Annotated in this window: 17 protein-coding genes and 4 pseudogenes; 8 read left to right on the forward strand and 13 right to left on the reverse strand. The window is 72.1% G+C overall.

Features of this window, described 5'->3' with window-relative positions; genetic code table 11:
• Positions 1–181: 181 nt before the first annotated feature.
• The 3 genes and pseudogenes from AB0G79_RS10040 to AB0G79_RS10050 all read right to left on the reverse strand — a co-directional run.
• A pseudogene (locus tag AB0G79_RS10040) lies at positions 182–328 on the reverse strand (IS5/IS1182 family transposase); the annotation flags it as partial.
• Complete coding sequence (locus tag AB0G79_RS10045) at positions 329–772, reverse strand: DDE-type integrase/transposase/recombinase (RefSeq protein WP_360804248.1); 444 nt, start codon at positions 770–772, stop codon at positions 329–331.
• 315 nt (positions 773–1,087) lie between these two features.
• Positions 1,088–1,273: pseudogene (locus tag AB0G79_RS10050) on the reverse strand (leucine zipper domain-containing protein); the annotation flags it as partial.
• Positions 1,274–1,374: 101 nt separating this feature from the next.
• Here AB0G79_RS10050 and AB0G79_RS10055 point away from each other — a divergent pair.
• Positions 1,375–1,930: pseudogene (locus tag AB0G79_RS10055) on the forward strand (IS5 family transposase); the annotation flags it as partial.
• Here AB0G79_RS10055 and AB0G79_RS10060 read toward each other — a convergent pair.
• The 5 genes and pseudogenes from AB0G79_RS10060 to AB0G79_RS10080 form a co-directional block, all read right to left on the reverse strand.
• Positions 1,881–2,237 (reverse strand): ankyrin repeat domain-containing protein, encoded by a 357-nt coding sequence (locus AB0G79_RS10060; RefSeq protein ID WP_360803116.1) that lies wholly within the window; start codon positions 2,235–2,237, stop codon positions 1,881–1,883. The pseudogene AB0G79_RS10055 and the gene AB0G79_RS10060 sit on opposite strands and share 50 nt — an antisense overlap.
• 244 nt (positions 2,238–2,481) lie before the next feature.
• Positions 2,482–2,664, reverse strand: a complete 183-nt coding sequence (locus AB0G79_RS10065) for a histone-like nucleoid-structuring protein Lsr2 (RefSeq protein WP_360804251.1) — start codon at positions 2,662–2,664, stop codon at positions 2,482–2,484.
• Positions 2,665–2,682: 18 nt separating this feature from the next.
• Positions 2,683–3,174: pseudogene (locus AB0G79_RS10070) on the reverse strand (SMI1/KNR4 family protein); the annotation flags it as partial.
• 58 nt (positions 3,175–3,232) lie between these two features.
• Positions 3,233–4,810, reverse strand: coding sequence for a SpoIIE family protein phosphatase (locus tag AB0G79_RS10075; RefSeq protein ID WP_360803119.1), 1,578 nt, complete (start codon positions 4,808–4,810; stop codon positions 3,233–3,235).
• 222 nt (positions 4,811–5,032) lie between these two features.
• On the reverse strand, positions 5,033–6,763 hold the full coding sequence (locus AB0G79_RS10080) for a PP2C family protein-serine/threonine phosphatase (RefSeq protein WP_360803122.1): 1,731 nt from the start codon (positions 6,761–6,763) through the stop codon (positions 5,033–5,035).
• A gap of 129 nt (positions 6,764–6,892) precedes the next feature.
• Here AB0G79_RS10080 and AB0G79_RS10085 point away from each other — a divergent pair, with 129 nt between their 5' ends.
• From AB0G79_RS10085 to AB0G79_RS10105, 5 genes are read left to right on the forward strand one after another with little or no spacing between them, the layout of a single operon-like run.
• Complete coding sequence (locus tag AB0G79_RS10085) at positions 6,893–7,993, forward strand: PIG-L deacetylase family protein (RefSeq protein ID WP_360803125.1); 1,101 nt, start codon at positions 6,893–6,895, stop codon at positions 7,991–7,993.
• Positions 7,968–9,041, forward strand: coding sequence for an ATP-grasp domain-containing protein (locus AB0G79_RS10090; RefSeq protein WP_360803132.1), 1,074 nt, complete (start codon positions 7,968–7,970; stop codon positions 9,039–9,041). Before AB0G79_RS10085 ends, AB0G79_RS10090 begins: the two co-directional genes overlap by 26 nt.
• Before the next feature lie 44 nt (positions 9,042–9,085).
• The gene (locus tag AB0G79_RS10095; RefSeq protein WP_360803135.1) at positions 9,086–9,976 is read left to right on the forward strand and encodes a PHP domain-containing protein; all 891 of its coding nucleotides are present in this window, start codon (positions 9,086–9,088) and stop codon (positions 9,974–9,976) included.
• Positions 9,964–11,484 carry a glycosyltransferase family 2 protein gene (locus AB0G79_RS10100; RefSeq protein ID WP_360803138.1) on the forward strand — a complete coding sequence of 507 codons (1,521 nt, stop codon included), beginning with the start codon at positions 9,964–9,966 and terminating at the stop codon, positions 11,482–11,484. The genes AB0G79_RS10095 and AB0G79_RS10100 overlap by 13 nt, the downstream gene beginning before the upstream one ends.
• Positions 11,481–11,651 (forward strand): hypothetical protein, encoded by a 171-nt coding sequence (locus AB0G79_RS10105; RefSeq protein WP_360803141.1) that lies wholly within the window; start codon positions 11,481–11,483, stop codon positions 11,649–11,651. Before AB0G79_RS10100 ends, AB0G79_RS10105 begins: the two co-directional genes overlap by 4 nt.
• Positions 11,652–11,719: 68 nt before the next feature.
• Here AB0G79_RS10105 and AB0G79_RS10110 read toward each other — a convergent pair whose 3' ends face one another.
• From AB0G79_RS10110 to AB0G79_RS10125, 4 genes are all read right to left on the reverse strand, one after another.
• Positions 11,720–12,952 (reverse strand): hypothetical protein, encoded by a 1,233-nt coding sequence (locus AB0G79_RS10110; protein ID WP_360803144.1) that lies wholly within the window; start codon positions 12,950–12,952, stop codon positions 11,720–11,722.
• Positions 12,953–13,067: 115 nt separating this feature from the next.
• The gene (locus AB0G79_RS10115) at positions 13,068–14,276 is read right to left on the reverse strand and encodes a glycosyltransferase (RefSeq protein WP_360804254.1); all 1,209 of its coding nucleotides are present in this window, start codon (positions 14,274–14,276) and stop codon (positions 13,068–13,070) included.
• Positions 14,277–14,425: 149 nt separating this feature from the next.
• Entirely contained in the window at positions 14,426–15,442 is a 1,017-nt protein-coding gene (locus AB0G79_RS10120) for an SRPBCC family protein (protein WP_360803147.1), read from the reverse strand.
• Between the two features lie 3 nt (positions 15,443–15,445).
• On the reverse strand, positions 15,446–16,468 hold the full coding sequence (locus AB0G79_RS10125) for a histone protein (RefSeq protein WP_360803150.1): 1,023 nt from the start codon (positions 16,466–16,468) through the stop codon (positions 15,446–15,448).
• A 218-nt stretch (positions 16,469–16,686) separates the two neighbouring features.
• Here AB0G79_RS10125 and AB0G79_RS10130 point away from each other — a divergent pair, with 218 nt between their 5' ends.
• Complete coding sequence (locus AB0G79_RS10130) at positions 16,687–16,896, forward strand: gas vesicle protein (RefSeq protein WP_360803153.1); 210 nt, start codon at positions 16,687–16,689, stop codon at positions 16,894–16,896.
• On the forward strand, positions 16,893–17,291 hold the full coding sequence (locus tag AB0G79_RS10135; protein WP_360803156.1) for a gas vesicle protein K: 399 nt from the start codon (positions 16,893–16,895) through the stop codon (positions 17,289–17,291). The genes AB0G79_RS10130 and AB0G79_RS10135 overlap by 4 nt, the downstream gene beginning before the upstream one ends.
• A gap of 154 nt (positions 17,292–17,445) precedes the next feature.
• Here AB0G79_RS10135 and AB0G79_RS10140 read toward each other — a convergent pair whose 3' ends face one another.
• Positions 17,446–17,706: a GlsB/YeaQ/YmgE family stress response membrane protein gene (locus AB0G79_RS10140; RefSeq protein ID WP_360803159.1), complete on the reverse strand. Its 261-nt coding sequence runs from the start codon at positions 17,704–17,706 to the stop codon at positions 17,446–17,448.
• Between the last annotated feature and the right edge of the window lie 267 nt (positions 17,707–17,973).

Genomic DNA, 17,973 nt, shown 5'->3' on the forward strand with positions numbered 1-17,973 from the left:
CACCCTCCCCCCCGTCCCCTCCCTCTTCTCCAACTCCACCACCACCCTCCCCGTCCACCTCAACCACCACTAAAACGCCGCTTCTCATCACGCGACCGTTCACTGGTCCGTACATGACCTGTCCCGTAAATGATCTTTTAGTCGCCGTGCGGTGGGCGCCAGCGGTCTGCAGGCCGCTCATCTATCCGGCGAAGGCGAGGTTGCGCACACCGGCAATACCGACCATGGCGTGGCAAAAGCCGTCACCCTTCAAGCGGCAGTCACGGAGGTTCCAGGTCTTCAAGCGGGCGAAAACCTGCTCGACCCGGGCCCAGACCCGCTTGCGGGACTAGGCGTATTGACCCGAAGCGTTGTTGACGCGGCTGATGGGCGGGTGTCCGTTGAGTGCGGTGTGGCAGCGGTGGTGGAGGAAGTCTGCCAGGGCTTCGGTCCGTTCGGTGTTCGAGGTGTAGGGCCGTAGGTAGGCCCATTCGTCGAGGAGGGTGCGGTTGAAGCGTTCGACCTTGCCGTTGGTCTGCGGCCGGTAGGCACGTGTGAGCTTGCCGGTCGCGCCGAGGTCTGCCAGGACTGCCTTCCAGGCCAGGCCCTTGCGGTAGGCCCAGGCGTTGTCGGTCAGGACCCGTTCGATGCGGGTGATGCCGTGGCCGTGGAAGAAGGCGGCCGCTCGGGTGAGGAAGGCCGCGCAGGTCGCGACCTTCTCGTCGGGGTGGATCTCGCTGTAGGCGAGGCGGGAGTGGTCGTCGACGGCGGAGTGGACGTAGTCGAAGCCCATGTTGTGCGGGTGATTCGGCCGGCTTGGCGGCCCAGGACTTTGTGACCGCCGCCGTCGGGGATCCGGCCGAGCTTCTTCACGTCCACTTGGATCAGTTCGCCGGGACGTTCGCGTTCGTAGCGGCGGATCACGACTCCGGTCGGCCGGTCGATCCAGGCCAGCCGGTTCAGCCGGTGACGGGTCAGGATCCGGTGGACCGTCGAGGTGGGCAGGCCCAGGATCGGGCCGATCCGCGCGGGGCCGAGTTTGCGGGTTCGCCGCACCTCGCAGAGCTGCTCTTCCATCGTGGCCGCGGTCCGGTGCGGGGTGGTGTGAGGCCGGCTCGACCGGTCGTGCAGGCCCCGCCTCGCCTTCGGTCCGCCACCGGCGGATCCATTTGTGGGCGGTGGCCCGGGAGATGCCCATCTCGGCCGCCACATGGGCGACCGGACGGCCTGAGCGGACACGTTCGACCAGCAGTCGCCTACCGAAGACGGTCAGCCGGGCATTACGGTGGGGCACGAAGACCTCCGTGCGGTGAGTTCCTAGACAGCTCCCACCACACCGGAGGTCTTCACCATGTTCAAGACCAGGCGAGTGTCAACAACGCTCGTGATCAATACATCTACCGCCTGGTCCTCGACGATCTTGGCTCGCGAGGCGAGCTGGACTGGTCCCGCTGCGCGATCGACTCGCTGAACATGCGGGCCAGGAAAAGGGGGACCTGACAGGTCCGAATCCTGTCGATCGGGGCAAGGACGGCTCGAAGATCCACCTGGTCACCGAGCGGACCGGTCTGCCTCTTTCTGTCGGAATCTCGGCAGCCAACCTGCACGACAGCCAGACCCTGATCCCCCTGGTCAAGGGCATACCGCCGATCCGCTCCCGCCGCGGGCGCCTCGACGGCGCGGGCCGGGCAAGCTTCACGCCGACAAGAGCTATGACTACTCTCACCTGCGGCGATGGTTACGCGGACGTGGTATCACCCACCGCATCGCCCGCAGGGGCGTCGAGTCCTCGCAGCGTCTGGGCCGCCATCGCTGGACCATCGAACGCACCATGGCCTGGCTCGCCGGCTGCCGCCGGCTCCACCGACGCTACGAACGCAAAGCCGATCACTTCCTTGCCTTCACCGCCATCGCCTGCGTCCTCGTCCGCTACCGCCGACTCGCTTGCTGATGTGGTCCCGCAGCAGCTGTACGGCCAGGTCATGATCGTAGAAAGTGGCCAGATCCAGGGGAGTGTGACCGTCCGGATCAGCGAGTTCAGGGTCCGCACCGAACGCCAGCAGCACGGCCGTGGTGTGTACAGTCAACGGCTGGCCGCTCTGCAGGGCGCCATCCCCCTCGGTGTCGATCGCGTGCGTCAGCAGCGTCATGTTGCTGAAGACCTCATCAGGGTCGGCGCCGTGGGCGAGCAGGCAGGCCAGGGTTTCCGCATCCTCGTGCTCGACCGCGAAGTGGGCTGGTGTCCAGTAGTCGCTCATCGGGGCATTCAACAGCGACCGCGACGCTCCTACCAGCAATATTCCCCACTGGGGGCAACCAAATGAGATGACCTCTAAGCCGTGCGGAAGCGGTGCGCGCACCACCCGCCGAGGCAGCGGCGCCGAAACTCCGGACAAGAGCGGAACGCGACCCGATGCCTCTTGGGGCAGTTGATGTCGCGCGCCGTCCCCCAGGCATCGCCGCGATCAGCGGTCGGCCATGGCCGGCGCCTTGTCCGGGCGTTCAGCGTGAACGCTCGTATGCCTCGCGAATCGGGCCGGGGATCCGGCCGCGGTCATTGACCTGGTAACCGTTCGCGCGAGCCCAGAGGCGTACGGGCGCATCCTCCGGGCGCGGATCGTGGTGACGGGCTTTGCCGGGGCCATCCCACGCTCCTGGACGGACGCCCTCCAGCTGATCGGCCACGTCCTGGAAGAAGGCGGACAACGAGGCGTGCTCGTGTTCCTCAGGGAGTTCTCCCTCTCTCCATGACCCCACCTCGCCGGTGACCGTGTTCACGAACCTCCCATAGAAGCCGTCGCGCTCCGAGGCAATGGGTACCCATTCTCCGCGCCAGGACGGGTGGTCGGTTCCTCCGGCCCGTGCCGATTCCTCCATGGCCATCATGTGGCGGTAGACACGTTCGATGTCACCGAGACCCAGCAGGAGCCCGCCGCTGGGGAGGACGTCCGGGCCTCCCAGCGCCACGAGACACGAATCAGCGGGCAGCTGCCGACCTGCGTCGAGGTCGTGTCCCAGAAGCCACTGCCGCAGCTGCTCCGGCAGGTCTACGCCCATCCGGAGTTCGGCGTCGCGGATGGCTGTCGGACTGCCTGGGCCGCCGAGAACAGCGAACACCTCGGGCGCACGATGTTCGAGCCATGCGGTCACCCGACCCCATGACTCGCTTACCTCTCCCGCTCTTTGACGATCCATGGGCAGACCGTACTCAACACCACGGATTCGGTGGGGCCCTTCGTGGTCAGGTACGCCGTCAGCGGGCGAGGTGCAGGATGCAGATGTCGTCGCGGCGGGGGTGTGGCTCGACCAGGGCGGGGATCAGGCGGTCCAGGGCCTTCGGTGCGGCCAGGTCGGCGGCGTGGGCGGTGGAGGCCAGGGAGGCCATGCCCTCGTCGATGGACTCCCCGGGGCGTTCGATCAGGCCGTCGGTGTACAGCAGCAGGTGGTCGCCGGGCAGCAGTTCGACCGTGGCCGCCTCGAAGCGGGGTTCGTGGACGGCGCCGAGCAGCATGCCCGCGGGTGCGGGCAGGAAGCGGGCCCGGCGGTCGCGCACGAGCAGGGGCGGCGGGTGCCCGGCGCGGACCCAGGTCAGTCGGGAGGTGGTGGGCTCGTACACGGCCATGATCATGGTGGCGGTGTGGAGCTGGCGCTCGGAGGAGTGCAGCAGCAGGGTGTTGAGGTTGGCGAGGATGTCGGGGAGCGGGGTGCCGGTGATGGCCATGCCCTTTGCGGTGAAACGCAGTTGGGCCATGGTGGCCACCGCGTCGAGGCCGTGGCCGGCGACGTCGCCGACCACGACGAGGGCGTTGCCGTCGGGGAGTTCGACGGCGCTGTACCAGTCGCCGCCCAGCTTGAGCCCTTCCTGGACCGGCAGGTAGGCGACGTCGACGGTCAGCCCGGCCAGGTTCAGTTGCTGCTGGGGCAGCGGGAGCAGGGTGTCCTGGAGGCGGGCGGCCAGGTCGCGTTCGGCCGCGAGCTGGCTCTGCTGCGTGAGTGCGCTGCGCTTCTGCTCCAGGAGCTGCCGCTCCGTGTCCTTCGCGGCGCTGAGGTCCTGGAAGAGGCCGTGGACGTGGACGGGGCGGCCCAGGGCGTCGTTCTCGGTCTCGGCGATGATCCGCACGTGGCGCACCTGCTGGCCCGGCAGGCCGATTCGGAAGGTGCGGTCCATCGGTTCGCCGGCCTTCAGCAGGCCCCGAACCGCCTGCTCCATCACCGGGCGGTCTTCGGCGGCGGCGTGCGCGGCCAGCTCCTCCAAGGGCATGGGACCCTGGGTGCAGTCCCGGCCGAAGATCGCGTACACCTCGTCGGACCACGTGATGCGGCCGCGGACCAGGTCGCGGTCCACCCAGCCCATCCGGCCCAGGCTCTGCATGAGGGCGAGGCGGTGCTGCTCGCGTTCACCGCGGTCCAGTCGTGTGAAGGTGACGACCAGGCCGCCGAGGCAGCGGGCCACGCGCACGTGGTAGCGGGAGCGGTGCGGGACCCCGGCTGTGCTCTCCTCGTGGTCGATCTCGCCCTCGTGGATGCCTCCGCTCGCGAGGACGTCGAGGTACGCACGCCACAGATCGCTGGACTCGATGCTCGGGTAGGTGTCGGCCACGCTCAGCCCGAGCAGTTCCGCGCCCCGGCGCCCGGCGATGTCGACCGCCTGGGGGGAGGCGGCCTCCACCCTGAAGTCGACCACCCGCCCGTCCGGCCCGAAGCGGGGACGCAGGAAGACCGCTGATCCCGCCAGGCCCGCGAGCACCTCCGCCACGACCCCCGCCTCCGGACTCTCGTCGGGCGAATGATCGGTGTCGGGCTTGGCCGCCACCGGCCTGAGGTCCGTCATGCTCCGATCATGTCACGGTGGCGAGATCTTCTGGATACGGCTCCGGCCGCCGGCCCGCGAATGATCCCCCTCCCCTCCGGCCCGGGGCGACCCAGCCGGTGTCGGGCCGGACAGGGCGCGGTCGCGGTCGCGGTCGCGGTGGCGGTGGCGGTGGCGGTGGCGGTCGCGGTCGCGGTCGCGGTCGCGGTCGCGGTGGGAGTGAGGGTTCCGCCCGCTCCGTGGTCAAGCGCTGGTGCGTCGCAAGGCGAGGAGGGTGACGTCGTCGGAGCGGTGGGGGCCGTCGAGCGCGGCCACCAGGGCGTCGGCGTACGCCTGGAGGCCGACGTGGTCACGGGGCGCGGGGCCGCTGCGCAGGGGTGCCCCGGCGACGTCGAGGAGGCGCTCGGAGTCCGCGTCGGGGTCGGCGTCCCGCCGCTCGATCAGGCCGTCGGAGTAGAGGAGCACGATGTCGCCCTCGGCGAGCGGGGTCTCCGCGGCGGCGTAGGGCTGGTCGGGGAGAACGCCGAGGGTGAGCCCGGGGCCTCCGGGCGGGGCGGGGAGCAGGGTGGCGCGACCGTCTCGGAGGAGTACGGAGAGGGGATGGCCCGCGCAGGTCCAGCGGAGCACTCCGCGCTCGGGGTGGTAGCGGGCGATGACGGCGGTGGCGGTGGATTCGATGCCGTCGTCGCAGGCCATGTCGTTGAGCCAGTGGGTGAGTTGTTCGACGGGGGCGTCGGTGTAGGCGAGGCCGGCCAGGGCGTACCGGAACTTGGCCATGAGGGTGACGGCTTCCAGTCCGTGGCCCCGGGCGTCGCCCAGGGCGAGGAGGAGTCGGCCGCCGGGAAGCCTGCGGGCCTTGTACCAGTCGCCGCCCACCCCGGATCCCGTGGAGTCGGGACGGTAGACGACGGCGGTGTCGATGCCGGAGGGAGCGAGCCCACCGGGCGAGCGCGGCAGGACGGCCTGGCGCAGGGAGTCGGCGACCTCGCCGAGGGTCTCGGCCCGGGCGCGCTGGCGGCGGGCCTCCTCGCCGACGGCCTGGGCCAGGTCGCGGCGGCGGGTCTCGTCGGTGATGTCGACGAGGACGGCGCGGACGGCCCAGACCGGGCCGCCGCGCGGCCTGACCGGTTCGGCGACGACCCGGATGACGCGCTCGTACCCGCCTCGCAGCCGGAGGGCGCATTCCGAGCGGCGCTTGTGGAAGAAGACGTCGTAGAGGAGGCGGTAGAGCTCGGGGAGGCACTCGGGGGCGGCGAGGTCGGCGAGGGCGAGGAAGTCGGCGGGGGTGGGGACGCCCGGTGCGAGGCCGAGGACGTGGCCGAACCCGAGGGAGGGGGCCACGGTGCCGTCGGCGACGTTCCACTCGGCCCAGCAGGTGCGGACGAGCTTCTGCGCGGCGAAGGCCATCCGGACGCGGTGGCCCGGCTCCCAGGTGACGAGCAGGTGGTCGCCGCAGGGGGCCACGACGACGTCGTTGCTGAGGCGGGCCGGTGGCCCCTCGGGCCGGGGAATGAACCACTCCACGATCTCGGGGCCCTGGGGCGCGCGTTCGTGGTGGGCGTCGGCGAGCATGCGGGGCAGGCCGGTGTCCTCCAGGACGGGGAAGCGGTCGAAGAGGCGGACCGGGCCGGACCAGCGCGGCACCGACGCGACGGGGACGTGGGTGCGCGAGTAGGCGACGGCGCGGGCGTTCTGCGTGAGGTAGAGGAAGTCGGCGATCCGCCCGTCGGCGTCGACGACCGGGGCGACGAGGAGCGCGGCGGTGGGGAGGGCGTCGAGGACTTCCTGCACGGGGCCGGGGACGGGGTCCGGGGCGGGGGACGCGGTGGAAGGCCCGTCGGTGGTGGCGCGCCGCAGCACGGGACGGTCGCGGGCGTACACCCCGATGCGGTCGCGCTGCGTGGCGAGGAGCTCCCGGAGGGCCTGACGGTCCAGGGTGGTGCGGGGGTCCTGTCCGGTGGGGGCGTGGTCCATGGGGCTGGGCCTTTCCGGTGCTCCTGGACGGGACGCGGCGCGGTTCACCTTTTTCCGGGCCCAAGGGGGGAGCCGGAGGGGGCTTTCGTCCCGGTGGAGAGATCGACATCACACTGTAATGTGCACCATATGTCCGAAATATTCGAGAGCGCGGGCGCGATCGGGCACGGCAGCGCCGGGCCCGCTCCCCTTGCCGGCACGCACATCCTCCTCGGTGAGCGGGACCGGGAGACCGCCGCCCGTTTCGCGACGGCGCTGCGCGAGCTCGGCGCCTCGTCGGTGCACGCCGTCGACTCGCTGGACGCCTTCATCAGCGCCGGGACCGCCCCGCCTTCCCCCGTACGCTTCTGGGACGCGGCCGTGTGGGACTCGGGATTCGGCGGCCCGGACCTCTCCCTGGGCCGGGTCCTGGAAGTGTGGCGGGCACGGCACCCCGGGATCCCCATGGTCGTGACCGACGACGCCCCCAGCGCCCGGCTCGCGGTCACCGCGCTGCGCGGCCGGGCCGCCGACCTCGTCGCTCGCTCCGACCCGGAGGGCCTCGCGGTGGCAGTCGCCCGGGCCGTCGCGGAGCGGGCGGACCCGCTCGGCGTCGAGGGCTCCGGGCAGAACTCGTTGCGCATGCTCGTGGTCGGCGCGCATCCGGACGACGTGGAGATCGGCCTCGGCGGAACCATCCACCGTCGTGCGCACAGCGGCTGGGACGTCACCGTCCTCACCATGTCCGGCGGCGGGAACGGCGGCGACCCCGCGCAGCGCCGGAAGGAGGCGCACCGCGCCGCCGAGCTACTGGGTGCCCGCCTGCTCATGGAGGACCTCCCGGACGGTTCCATGGCCGACGACCGGACCACCGTGGAGGCCGTCGAACGGGCGGTCGCCGAGGTCGCGCCGGACGTCGTCGTCGTCCACTCCGAGAGCGACACCCACCAGGACCACCGCGCCGTGCACCGCGCGACGCTCGTGGCCTGCCGCAAGGTGGCACGGCTCGCCTGCTACCAGTCCCCCTCCGCCACCGTGGCCTACCGCCCGAACCGCTTCATCGAGCTGAGCGAGGTCGACATGGCGGCCAAACTCGCCGCGATCGACGCGCACCACTCCCAGGCCGCGAGCCGCTGGTACCTCGAAGAGGACCTGCTGCGCTCCACCGCCCGCTACTGGGGCCGCTTCTCCCAGACCCGCTACGCCGAACCCCTGGAGCTCGTCCATGAGCGCAATGCCGTACTCGTCTGACCCCGACCTGTCGCTTCCCCTCGGCCGCCCGCCGCGGGTCCTGGTCACGGGCGCGGGCGGGCCCTCCGGCGTGTGCTTCCTCCGCGCGCTGGAGGGAGTCGCCGAGCGGTACGCGGCGGACCTCGACCCCAACGGCGCCGGCCTCTACCTCGTACCCCGCGCCTACCGGATGCTGGTGCCCCCCGGCGCCGCGGCCGGGTTCGCCGAGGCCGTCCTGCGCCTGTGCGAGCGGCACGCGATCGACGTCCTCGTGCCGACCGTCGACGCCGAGCTGGTGGCTCTCGCCCACGCGGCCGACGCCTTCGCCGCGGCGGGCGTCCGGGTCCTGGTCTCCCCCGCCGACGCCCTGGAGACCTGTCTGGATAAGTGGCGGCTCGCCGAAGCCTGCCAGGGAGCCGTACGGCTGCCGGACACGCGCCTCGTCGGAACCCCCGGCACGGCGGAGCCCGAAGGGGGCTTCCCCGCCATCGCCAAGCCGCGCACCGGCTCCGGCTCGCGCGGCATCGTCGTCGTCCACTCGGCCAACGAGCTGTCCGGGCTCCCGCAGGACGGCTCGTACCTCGTCCAGGAGTTCCTGCCCGGGACGGAGTACTCCGTCGACGTCCTCACGGACCGCGACGGCCGGGTCGTGGCCGCGGTGCCGCGCGCCCGGGACAAGACGGACTCCGGGATCGTCGTCGCCGGCCGGGTCCTCGACCTGCCGGAACTGTCCGGGATCGCCGAGGACACCGTGCGCACCCTCGGACTGCGCGGCGTCCTCAACGTCCAGGTACGCGAGGACCGGTCGGGCAAGGCCGCGCTCCTGGAGGTCAACCCCCGCCCGCCGGGCGGCATGTCGCTGACGGTGGCGTCCGGTGTGGACATGCCGAAGTGGGCCGTCGCCGCGCTGCTCGGCGCGGAGCTGCCGGAACGCATCGCCCACCGTGAGACGGCCGTGGTCCGCCACTGGCAGGACGTCGTCCTCGCCCCGCGCGAGCTCGGCGACATGGGCGACGTCACCGAGGCCGTCGCGCCGGAGGCCGATCGCGCCCGGGAGGCGGCGGCGTGACGGGAGGAGGCGCAACAGGGGGCGGCGCAACAGGAGGCGGCGGCGTGACGGGACCGGAGGCGACCGGGCCCCAGGCGGACGGACCGGAGGCCACCGGGGCCGAGGCTGTCCGCTCCGAGGCGGCCGGGCCGGCTCCGGCGCGGCGCCCCGGTCCGCCGGGCACCGGCCCCCGCACCGACCTCCACACGCACACCGACTTCTCCGACGGCCACGACACCCTGGACGCCGTCATCCGCGCGGCCGTCGACGCCGGGCTCGACACCCTCGTCGTCACCGACCACGTACGGGTGGACACCACCTACCTCCCGGTCTACGTCGCGGCCGTCGACGCGGCCCGCGCCACCGCTCCGCTCACCCTGGTCTGCGGGGTCGAGGCGAAGATCCTCGACACGGCCGGCCGCATCGACCTTCCCGAGGACCTCACCGGGATCGAGCACGTCGCGCTGGCCGACCACCGGTTCCCGCTGCCCGACGGGCCCGCGCACCCCGACACCGTACGAGCCCTGCTCGACGAGGGGCGGCTCTCCGCGGACGAGGCGCTGGCGATGCTCGTCCTCGCGACGGCGCGGGCCGTGGAACGGGTGCCCGCCGGCCGGACCGCCCACGTGGCCCACCTCTTCAGCGTCCTGCCGAAGGTGGGGCTCGACGAGACGACGGTGGACGCCTCCCTCCTGGAACCCCTGGTACGGGCCTGCCGCGCGCGGGACGTGGCGGTGGAACTGAACGAGAAGTGGCGATGCCCTTCCGTGCGTACGGCCCGCCTCCTGCACCGGGCCGGCGTCCGGCTCGGGACCGGCAGCGACGCCCACCGGGCGGAGGCCGTGGGCCGCTTCCCGTGGGTCTCCGCAGCGCTCGCGGAGGCCACAGCCGCGGAAGCGGGCACCGAGCAGGCCACGACGGCGGCAGCCGGGACGGAGCGACGGTGGATGTCCTGAACCAGATCCTGCACGTCGTGGCGACCGGCCTCGTCTTCCTCGGGGCGGTACCGCTCGTCGTCGCCATCGTCCAGTTCCTGCTGGTCGGTTTCCAGCGCTTCCGCCACCTGTACGAGCCGCCCGAGGATCCGGAGACCGGCGACGCCCCGCCCCCGTGCGTGCCCCGCACCGCCGTCCTGATCCCCGCCTGGAACGAGGCGCCGGTGCTCACCTCGTCCGTCGAGGGGCTGCTCGCCATGCGGTACCCGCCGGACCGCATCCGGATCGTCGTCGTGGACGACGCCAGCACCGACGCGACGCCGGAGGTGATGCGGGAGCTGATGGCCCGCCATCCCGGGCAGGTGGTGCACCTGCGCCGGGAGGACGGCGGCCAGGGCAAGGCCCACACCCTCAACCACGGTCTCGCCCAAGTCCTCGACGACGACTGGGCCGAAGCCGTCCTGATCATGGACGCCGACGTCGTCTTCGACCGGGACGCCCTGCTGCGGATGACCCGTCACCTCGCCGACCCCGGGGTCGGCGCCGTCACCGCGTACATCAAGGAAGGCAGCGGGAAGCAGGGCAACTACCTCACCCGCTACATCGCCTTCGAGTACATCACCGCCCAGGCCGCCGCCCGCCGTGCGCAGAACGTCCTCGGCGTCGTCGCCTGCCTGGCCGGCGGGGCGCAGCTGCACACCCGGGCCAGCCTGGAGGCGATCGGCGGCCGGATCGACACGTCGACCCTGGCCGAGGACACCGTCACCACCTTCGAGACCCAGCTGTCGGGACGCCGGGTGGTCTTCGACGGGTACGCCACGGTGCTCGCCGAGGAACCGGGCGACCTGGCCGGGCTGTGGAAGCAGCGCCTGCGCTGGGCGCGCGGCAACCTCCAGGTGACCCGCCGCTACCGGCACGTGTGGTTCCGGCCGTGGAAACGGCGGGAGGGGGACCGGCTCGGTTCGGTCCTCTTCGGGCTCATCTGGTACTCGCTGCTCGCGACCCCCGTCCTCCTGACGGTGTGCTCCGCCTCCCTGCTCTACCTCTACTTCACCGACTCGGACCGCTCGTGGCAGCTGTTCCACTGGCTGTGGGTGATCAACCTCGTCTGCTACCTGCTGATCATCCTGCTGGCGGCGGCCGTGGACCCGGGGACCTTCCGGCGGTGCTGGCGCGAGGCGCTGATCTACCCGGGGATCATCTCGACCTGCGTCCTGGTGGTGACGGCACTCCCGGGGTTCTTCCTGACCCTCCTGGAGCGGGCGGGCCTCTTCACCGACGACGGCTCACCCCAGCTCCTCATGATCGTGATCTACGCCTGGATGGGACTCTCCCTCCCCCTGGCATGGCTGGCGAAGCTGCTGACCGGAACCCGGCTGCGGTTCCTCGCCCCGCTGCTGCTGCACCTGGTGGGGTACGGCTCGCTGCTCGCGGCCTGCCTGGTGGCGGCCTGGGTGCAGGAGCGGCGGAACGCCGAACTGAAGTGGGACAAGACCGAGAAGACCGGGAAGGTGGCGGCGGGACGATGACGGCGACGGACCCCGGGGGGCCCGGGGCGGACGAGGAACTGGCGCGCCACGTGGCGCGGCTGACCGACGAGGACCGGCGGCACGACCGGCGACTGCTGTGGTGGGAGCTCCTCGCGGTGCTCGCGGTCGCCGCGCTGCTGACGGCCCGCGCCCTCTGGCTGACCTGAGCCCGCCCCGGCCGTTGCCGAACCTCACCCCGGCCGTTCCCGGGCCTCACCCCGGCCGTTCCCGGACCTCACCCCGGGCGGAAGGGGTCGGTGCCCTGCGCGGCGAGCGCGAACCACGCCGTCGTACCGGTGTGGAGGCTGGCGTACAGGGTGTCGCCGTCGCCGGTGCGGAGTCCGTCCGACGAGGCGGCGACGATCCCGTACCCGTCGGCGTTCGGGGCGGACGCCTGGGCAGAGCGGAGCGTGGCGAGGAGCCGGCCGGCCCGGTCGCCGTCACCGTCGCCGTCGCGTCCCCGGAGGGCGGCCGCCATGTGGGCGGTGCCCTCGAACCAGACCTTGGAGGTGTCGGCGTCACTCACCGACACCCCGCTGAAGCCGCCGTCCTCGGCGGCCAGATGGGTGAGTGCCCAGTCCAGCGAGCCGGCGTGCCGGGTGTCGCCGGTCGCGAGGAAGGACCAGCTCTGCGGGTCCTCCGGGACCGGCGAACGGTTGACGGTGGTGCCGTCGGTGCCGGTGCCGGTCCAGAAGGCGGCGGAGTCCGCGTCCCAGAGGGCGCCGAGGAAGCCGGTCGCGACGGCGGAGCGGTCGGCCCACGCACGGTCTCCGGTGGCGTCCGCGAGACCGCGGAAGAAGGCGGCGACGTCGATGTTGTGCTCGGTGGACTTCCAGGTGAGGGGGGAGCCGGAGGCGGGGACGCCGCCGGTGTACCCGGCGGTGCCGGTCGTGGAGGCCGTGTGGTCCTGGACCCACTGGGCGAGGCGCAGGGCGCCGGTCAGGTACGCGGCGTCGTCCGTCGCCCGGTGGACGTGGAGGAGCGCGAGTCCGGTCCACGCCTGCGCGCCGGTGAAGGAGTCCGCGGCGGCGACGGCCGGCAGTCCGTTCGCCGCCGTGACCTTGCCGGAGGCGTACGACTGCCGGATCCGGCCGTCACCGGCGCCGTCGCCGTCCTGGAGCGCGAGCAGGGTCCCGGCGAGGGCCTCGGCCCGCTGCAGGTCGGCGTCGGTCCCCCGTGCGCAGTAGGCGATGACGACGAGCGCGACGTCGTAGGTGAAGGCCACGGTGGAGTGGTGGGTCTCCATCCAGCCACCCGTGTAGCTGCGCGGAAGCCCCTGCCGAGCGCCGCCCGCCGCCTCGTCGACCCGCCGGTCGAGGAAGGTGTACGCGCGCGCCGTCGCCTCCTCCTCGTCCACGCCGTCGCTCCGTGCCTCCGTCGAGCAACCACCGAGCACCGCCGCCGCTCCTCCCGTGAGCATCGCCGCGAACGCACGGCGGCTCACCGTCCCGTACCGACCTCTTGCCATGTCCATACCCTCATCAAATAGGCCATTCCATGGCCTTCCTGGCTCGGACACGCGAGGGAACGGTCCGACACCACCGGCAGGGGGCAGCCCCTCCCTGCTCACGCCGTCGGTGCGGTCATCGCGCCAGCCGGGCGAGCGCGGCAAGCACCGGCGCGGCGCCGTCCTCCTCGGCCAGGCGGTCGGCGACGGCCCGGGCACGTGCGCGGTGCGAGCCGTCCCGGGTCGCCTGGCGCAGGGCCCCTGCCAGGGCTCCCGAGGTGATCCGGCGCAGCGGCACCACCCCGGGGGCGGTGCCCAGCGCGGTCAGCCGCGACGCCCAGAACGCCGCGTCGAACTGGACCGGCACGGGAACGGTGGGCACCCCGGCTCGCAGGACGGCGCCGGTGGTGCCCGCTCCCGCGTGGTGGACGACGGCGGCCGTTCGGGGGAACAGCAGGGAGTGCGGCACCTCGTCGACGGTCAGGATGTCGTCACCCCGGGCGCCCAGCTCCGCCCAGCCCCGCTGGACGATCCCGCGCAGCTTCGCGGTGCGCAGCGCGGTGACGATCTCGCGGCTGAGCCCTTCCGGGTCCGGAACCGTGGCGCTGCCCAGACCGACGAAGACCGGTGGGGGCCCGGCTGCGAGGAACTCCTCCAGTTCCGGGGACACCTGCCCGGTCTCGTGCGTCCACCAGTAGCCGGACACCTCCAGCTCCGCGGGCCAGTCCCGTGGCCGGGGGACGACGACCTCGCTGAAGCCGTGCAGCACGGTCCGAGGCCGCCGCGCACGGGCCCGCCCCGCCGTCGTGAGCCCGTGCCGCCGCAGTGACCGTACGGCGTCGAGGAACAGCAACTCCACCGAGGCCGTGACGGCCCGGCCGCTCAGCCGGTTTCCCGCCCGGCCCAGGGACCGCGTGCCGAGGACGGGGGCGGAGAACTCCCCGGTCGGATGGAGGGGCTGGAGGTGCAGCCCCAGGGCCGGCAGGGAGAGGCCGTCCGCGATGGCGTACCCGAGCGGCCCCAGCGCCCCTCCGACCAGGAGGACATCGCCCTCCCGAGCCGCCTCCACCAGGGCCGCCGTCATCTCGTCGACCGCTCCCCTGGCCATGGACGCCAGGCGTACGAGCTTCCCCGCACCCGTCCTCGCGTCGTGCAGCCGCCGGCCCCGCGCGGAGAGCAGCTCGGCGCGGGGGTCCACCGGCAGCGGTCGGAACCGAACCCCCGACCCCGACACCAGCGGTTCGAACACCGCGTGCGCGGCCAACGTCACCTCGTGCCCGGCGCGTACGAGACGGGCGCCCAGCCCCGTGTACGGCGCGACGTCCCCCCGTGATCCCGCCGTCATCATCACGATTCGCACGCCGCCAGTGTGCCCCAACCGGACGCGTCACCGCAGACGACCTGCCCGGCTCTTCCGGGTCGTGCCGTCGGCCTCTCCGTGCAGGACCGTGGCCGCGCGGGCGAGCGCGGCCACAAGGGCGACGGTCCGCCGACTCAGCGTCCGCGCCCCGCGGGGGCGGGCTCCCCCTCGTAGTCCCCCTCCTCGTAGTCCTCTTCCTCGTAGTCGCCGTCCTCCTCGCCGGAGTACCCCTCCTCGGGCTCTTCGGGCTCCTCGCCCTCCTCGTCCCAGCCGTCCTCGGACGACTCCCGGCCGTCCTCGGACTCCTCCTCGCCGTCTTCGGACTCCTCGCCTTCCCCGGACTCCTCCGCGTCGAGAGCCTCCTCGTGGCTGACGACGACCTCGCCGTCCGCGATCTCCCCGCGCCATCCCTCCGGCTCCTCGTCGGTGAGCGTGACGAAGCGGTCGAAGTTCTTCAGGTCCAGGCGCATGCGCCGACCCTGGGCCCGCCACAGGTTGCCGGTCTTCTCGAAAAGCCCGGCCGGGTAGTACTCGACGACCAGGAGGATGCGCGTGAGGGAGGGCGCGAGTTCGTGGAAGCTGACGCAGCCGCGCGTGGATCCCTTGGGCCCGTCCGACGTCCAGACGATCCTCTCGTCGGGCACCTGTTCCTGGACGGTGGCCTTCCAGCTGCGGGTGGACGGGCCGACCTTGACCTTCCAGTCGGTGGTCGTCTCGTCGCCTTGTGAGACGTGCCGGACGCCTTTGGCGAAGCTGCTGAAGTTCTCGTACTGCGTCCAGTGGTCGTAGGCGTTGCGCAGCGGCACGCCCACGTCGATGGACTCGACGATGTTCATGGCCTTGCCACCGGCCTTGCGGCCCTTCTTGTTGCCACCGAGCAGCCCGGATCCCGTGATCTTGTCCTTGATCCCGCTGACCGTCTGCCCGAGTACGGCTTTGACCGGGGAGTCGCCCTTGAGCAGGCGGCCACCGAGATCCCCGAGACTGCCGCCGTTCTCGGCGACGTCATAGAGCCCGTCGGTCACTTCGCCCAGCTTGTCCACGGCCTTGTCAGCGACGCGGTCCGCCTGAGTCGCCAGATACGCGGACGCTTCCTCCATCAGTCGGTCGAACCCGGAGCGGGTGCCGCCGGTCGCGTTGTGGGTGGCCATGGTTCACCTCGCCGTGGTCGACTTGCGACGGGACGTCTTGGTCGCGGTGGTCTTCTTCGCCGCTCGTGGGGACGCGGGGGCGCGTCCCGCACCTGCCGACGCCGTCCTCTTCGCGGGCGGCTTCCGGGCCGCCGCCGTCTTCTTCTCGGGCGGCTTCTTCGCTGCCGTCTTCTTCGCCGCTGTCTTCTTCGCCGCTGTCTTCTTCGCGGGCGGCTTCGAAGCCGCCTTCGCGGGTGCGGTCTTCTTGGCGGCGGCGGTCCGCTTGGCGGGGGTCCGCTTGGCAGGGGCACTGCGCTTCGTCGCACTCGCCGCGGGCTTCGCCGTCGTACCGGTGCCGGTCTTCCGCGTCGTCCTCGTGGCGCCGCTCGGCGTCTTCCTGGCGGGGGACGCCTTCTTGGCCGGGGAGGCCTTGCGGGCCGGGGAGCGTCGCTGGGCCGTCGTAGACGAGGCGGCGGGAGCGGAGCGTCGGGCCGGCCGACGGCGAGGTGGCGGTGCCTCCTCCTCTTCGTCATCCCCCTCGTCCTCCTCGTCCCCCTCTTCCTCCGACTCCTCTTCGGCCGCGGGCTCTTCCGGGCCGGGCTCCTCCGCTTCAAGTTCCTCATCGCCCTCGTACGGCTCCTCGCCGTCCTCGGGCTCCTCCTCGTAGCCGTCTTCCTCGTCCTCGTACTCCTCCGCGTCCTCGTCCTCGTCCTCGTACTCGTTCTCCTCCTCGCCCTGTCCCAGGGCGAGCGTGTGCTCGCGCAGCGAGTCGGCGAGGTCGGCCATACGACGGTTCGCGGTGGCCACGAGGGCCTTGCGCCCGGCGTCGATCGCCTCTCCCCTGATCTGCTCCCCGAGTTCGGCCACCTGGGGCATCTCGCTCAGCTTCTTCAGACCCTGCGTCGCGATCTCCCGTGGATCGAGGCCCAGTCGGCGCCCCGCGGCGTACGTGATCAGGCTGAGGGCGAGGCGTCCCTTCTTCGCCCGCCCCAGCACGTAGCCCCCGGCAACCGCAGCGGCCAGGGCCAGCTTGGTCATGTCGTCCATGAGCTCTTCCCTTCACCGTGGCGACGGCCGGGGTGGCTCGCCGATGGCCAACGGCAGCCATTCACCACTTGCACATCACCACGGGACTGCTCCACCAGGCGCCGGATATGCCCGGACCTGCCCGGCATCCGCATCGAGGTCACCGGGCCCTGGGCGCCGTACTCCTTCGCCACGTCGGCGGAGCCGGGCACGCCGACGGACTTCCCGGGGGCCCGGCCATGACGCTCACGGAACGAGGCGAACCCCTGCCGGACCGGCAGGTCGCCCTCGTCGACCTCCTCGACAGGCTCCTCGCCGGGGGCGTCGTCATCACCGGGGACATCGTGCTGTCCATCGCCGACGTCGACCTCGTGCGCATCTCCCTGCGCGCACTCATCACCTCCGTGACCGCCACGGACGATCCCTTCGTCACGGGTGGCCCGCCGTGAACGACGACCGCGCGCCCCGGGCTCAGCGCTCCGACCTGGAAGGGCTCGGCGTCCCCCTGGCCCACGCCTTCCGCCTGCTCCAGGCGCCGCCGGAGGCCCCGGGTACGCCGCAGCCCCCGGCCCACCGCATGCGCACCGATCCCGAGTCCGCCGGTGAGGACCTGCTCAAGCTCGTCCTCACGGTCGTCGAACTCCTGCGCCAGCTCGTCGAACGCCAGGCCCTGCGCCGCGTCGACTCGGGCGGTCTCACCGACGCGCAGGAGGAGGAGCTCGGGGCCACCCTCCTCGCCCTGCACGACCGCATGAGCGACCTGTGCGCGGAGCACGGCTACCGCCTCGAAGACCTCAACCTCGACCTCGGGCCGCTCGGTCGTCTGCTGCCCCCCGCACACTGAACAGGCCGCGTCCGAGGGCTCGCCCCCCGTGCCTCCGACGGCCCGCCCTGACCACGTCGACCACGTCCGACGGCTTCCCCTCGGGTGGGGAAGCCGTCGGAAGCGGCGGGTCGGATCGGGCCGGCCGCCAGGGGCGGCACCGGCCCGTGCCCCGTCACCTGCGCCGCGCGAAGAGGCGGTAGACCGCGAGGAGGATCATCGAGCCGACGATGGCGGCTATCCAGGTGGAGAGCTCGAAGAACCCGTCGATGGAGTCGACGTCGAAGATGACCTTGCCGAGCCAGCCGCCGAGCAGGCCGCCGGCTATGCCGATGAGGGTGGTGATGATGATGCCGCCCGGGTCCTTCCCAGGCATCAGCATCTTGGCGATGATGCCCGCGAGAAGGCCGATGAGGATCCACGCAAGTATGCCCATGATTCCTTCTTGTCCATTCCTTCTTGTCCCGTGTGGGGATCCTTCTTGTCCCGTGCGGGGAATGTCGGTCCATGCGGCTCTTCCGCCGCCGCGGGGTGCGGACTCCGACCCGTGCCGCGCGTCAGGAGAACTGCCACGTACTCATGTCCCGTCCTTTCAGACGTCCCGGCCCCGCGGCCGTCTAGGCCCACCGTCGGAAAGGTCTCGGTGCGATCGCGTGCAGGCCACGCCGCAGCGCGATCCGTCCTCCCCAGGCCATCAGACGAA

The sequence above is a fragment of the Streptomyces sp. NPDC020807 genome, from assembly GCF_040641575.1.
Taxonomy (GTDB): domain Bacteria; phylum Actinomycetota; class Actinomycetes; order Streptomycetales; family Streptomycetaceae; genus Streptomyces.

What these genes read in the sequence shown, in the direction of transcription:
- AB0G79_RS10045 (WP_360804248.1), bottom strand. Translation starts at nt 772, where the DNA reads ATGGGCTTCGACTACGTCCACTCCGCCGTCGACGACCACTCCCGCCTC.
- AB0G79_RS10060 (WP_360803116.1), bottom strand. Translation starts at nt 2,237, where the DNA reads ATGAGCGACTACTGGACACCAGCCCACTTCGCGGTCGAGCACGAGGAT.
- AB0G79_RS10075 (WP_360803119.1), bottom strand. Translation starts at nt 4,810, where the DNA reads ATGACGGACCTCAGGCCGGTGGCGGCCAAGCCCGACACCGATCATTCG.
- AB0G79_RS10080 (WP_360803122.1), bottom strand. Translation starts at nt 6,763, where the DNA reads ATGGACCACGCCCCCACCGGACAGGACCCCCGCACCACCCTGGACCGT.
- AB0G79_RS10085 (WP_360803125.1), top strand. Translation starts at nt 6,893, where the DNA reads ATGTCCGAAATATTCGAGAGCGCGGGCGCGATCGGGCACGGCAGCGCC.
- AB0G79_RS10090 (WP_360803132.1), top strand. Translation starts at nt 7,968, where the DNA reads ATGAGCGCAATGCCGTACTCGTCTGACCCCGACCTGTCGCTTCCCCTC.
- AB0G79_RS10105 (WP_360803141.1), top strand. Translation starts at nt 11,481, where the DNA reads ATGACGGCGACGGACCCCGGGGGGCCCGGGGCGGACGAGGAACTGGCG.
- AB0G79_RS10110 (WP_360803144.1), bottom strand. Translation starts at nt 12,952, where the DNA reads ATGGCAAGAGGTCGGTACGGGACGGTGAGCCGCCGTGCGTTCGCGGCG.
- AB0G79_RS10115 (WP_360804254.1), bottom strand. Translation starts at nt 14,276, where the DNA reads ATGACGGCGGGATCACGGGGGGACGTCGCGCCGTACACGGGGCTGGGC.
- AB0G79_RS10120 (WP_360803147.1), bottom strand. Translation starts at nt 15,442, where the DNA reads ATGGCCACCCACAACGCGACCGGCGGCACCCGCTCCGGGTTCGACCGA.
- AB0G79_RS10125 (WP_360803150.1), bottom strand. Translation starts at nt 16,468, where the DNA reads ATGGACGACATGACCAAGCTGGCCCTGGCCGCTGCGGTTGCCGGGGGC.
- AB0G79_RS10130 (WP_360803153.1), top strand. Translation starts at nt 16,687, where the DNA reads ATGACGCTCACGGAACGAGGCGAACCCCTGCCGGACCGGCAGGTCGCC.
- AB0G79_RS10140 (WP_360803159.1), bottom strand. Translation starts at nt 17,706, where the DNA reads ATGGGCATACTTGCGTGGATCCTCATCGGCCTTCTCGCGGGCATCATC.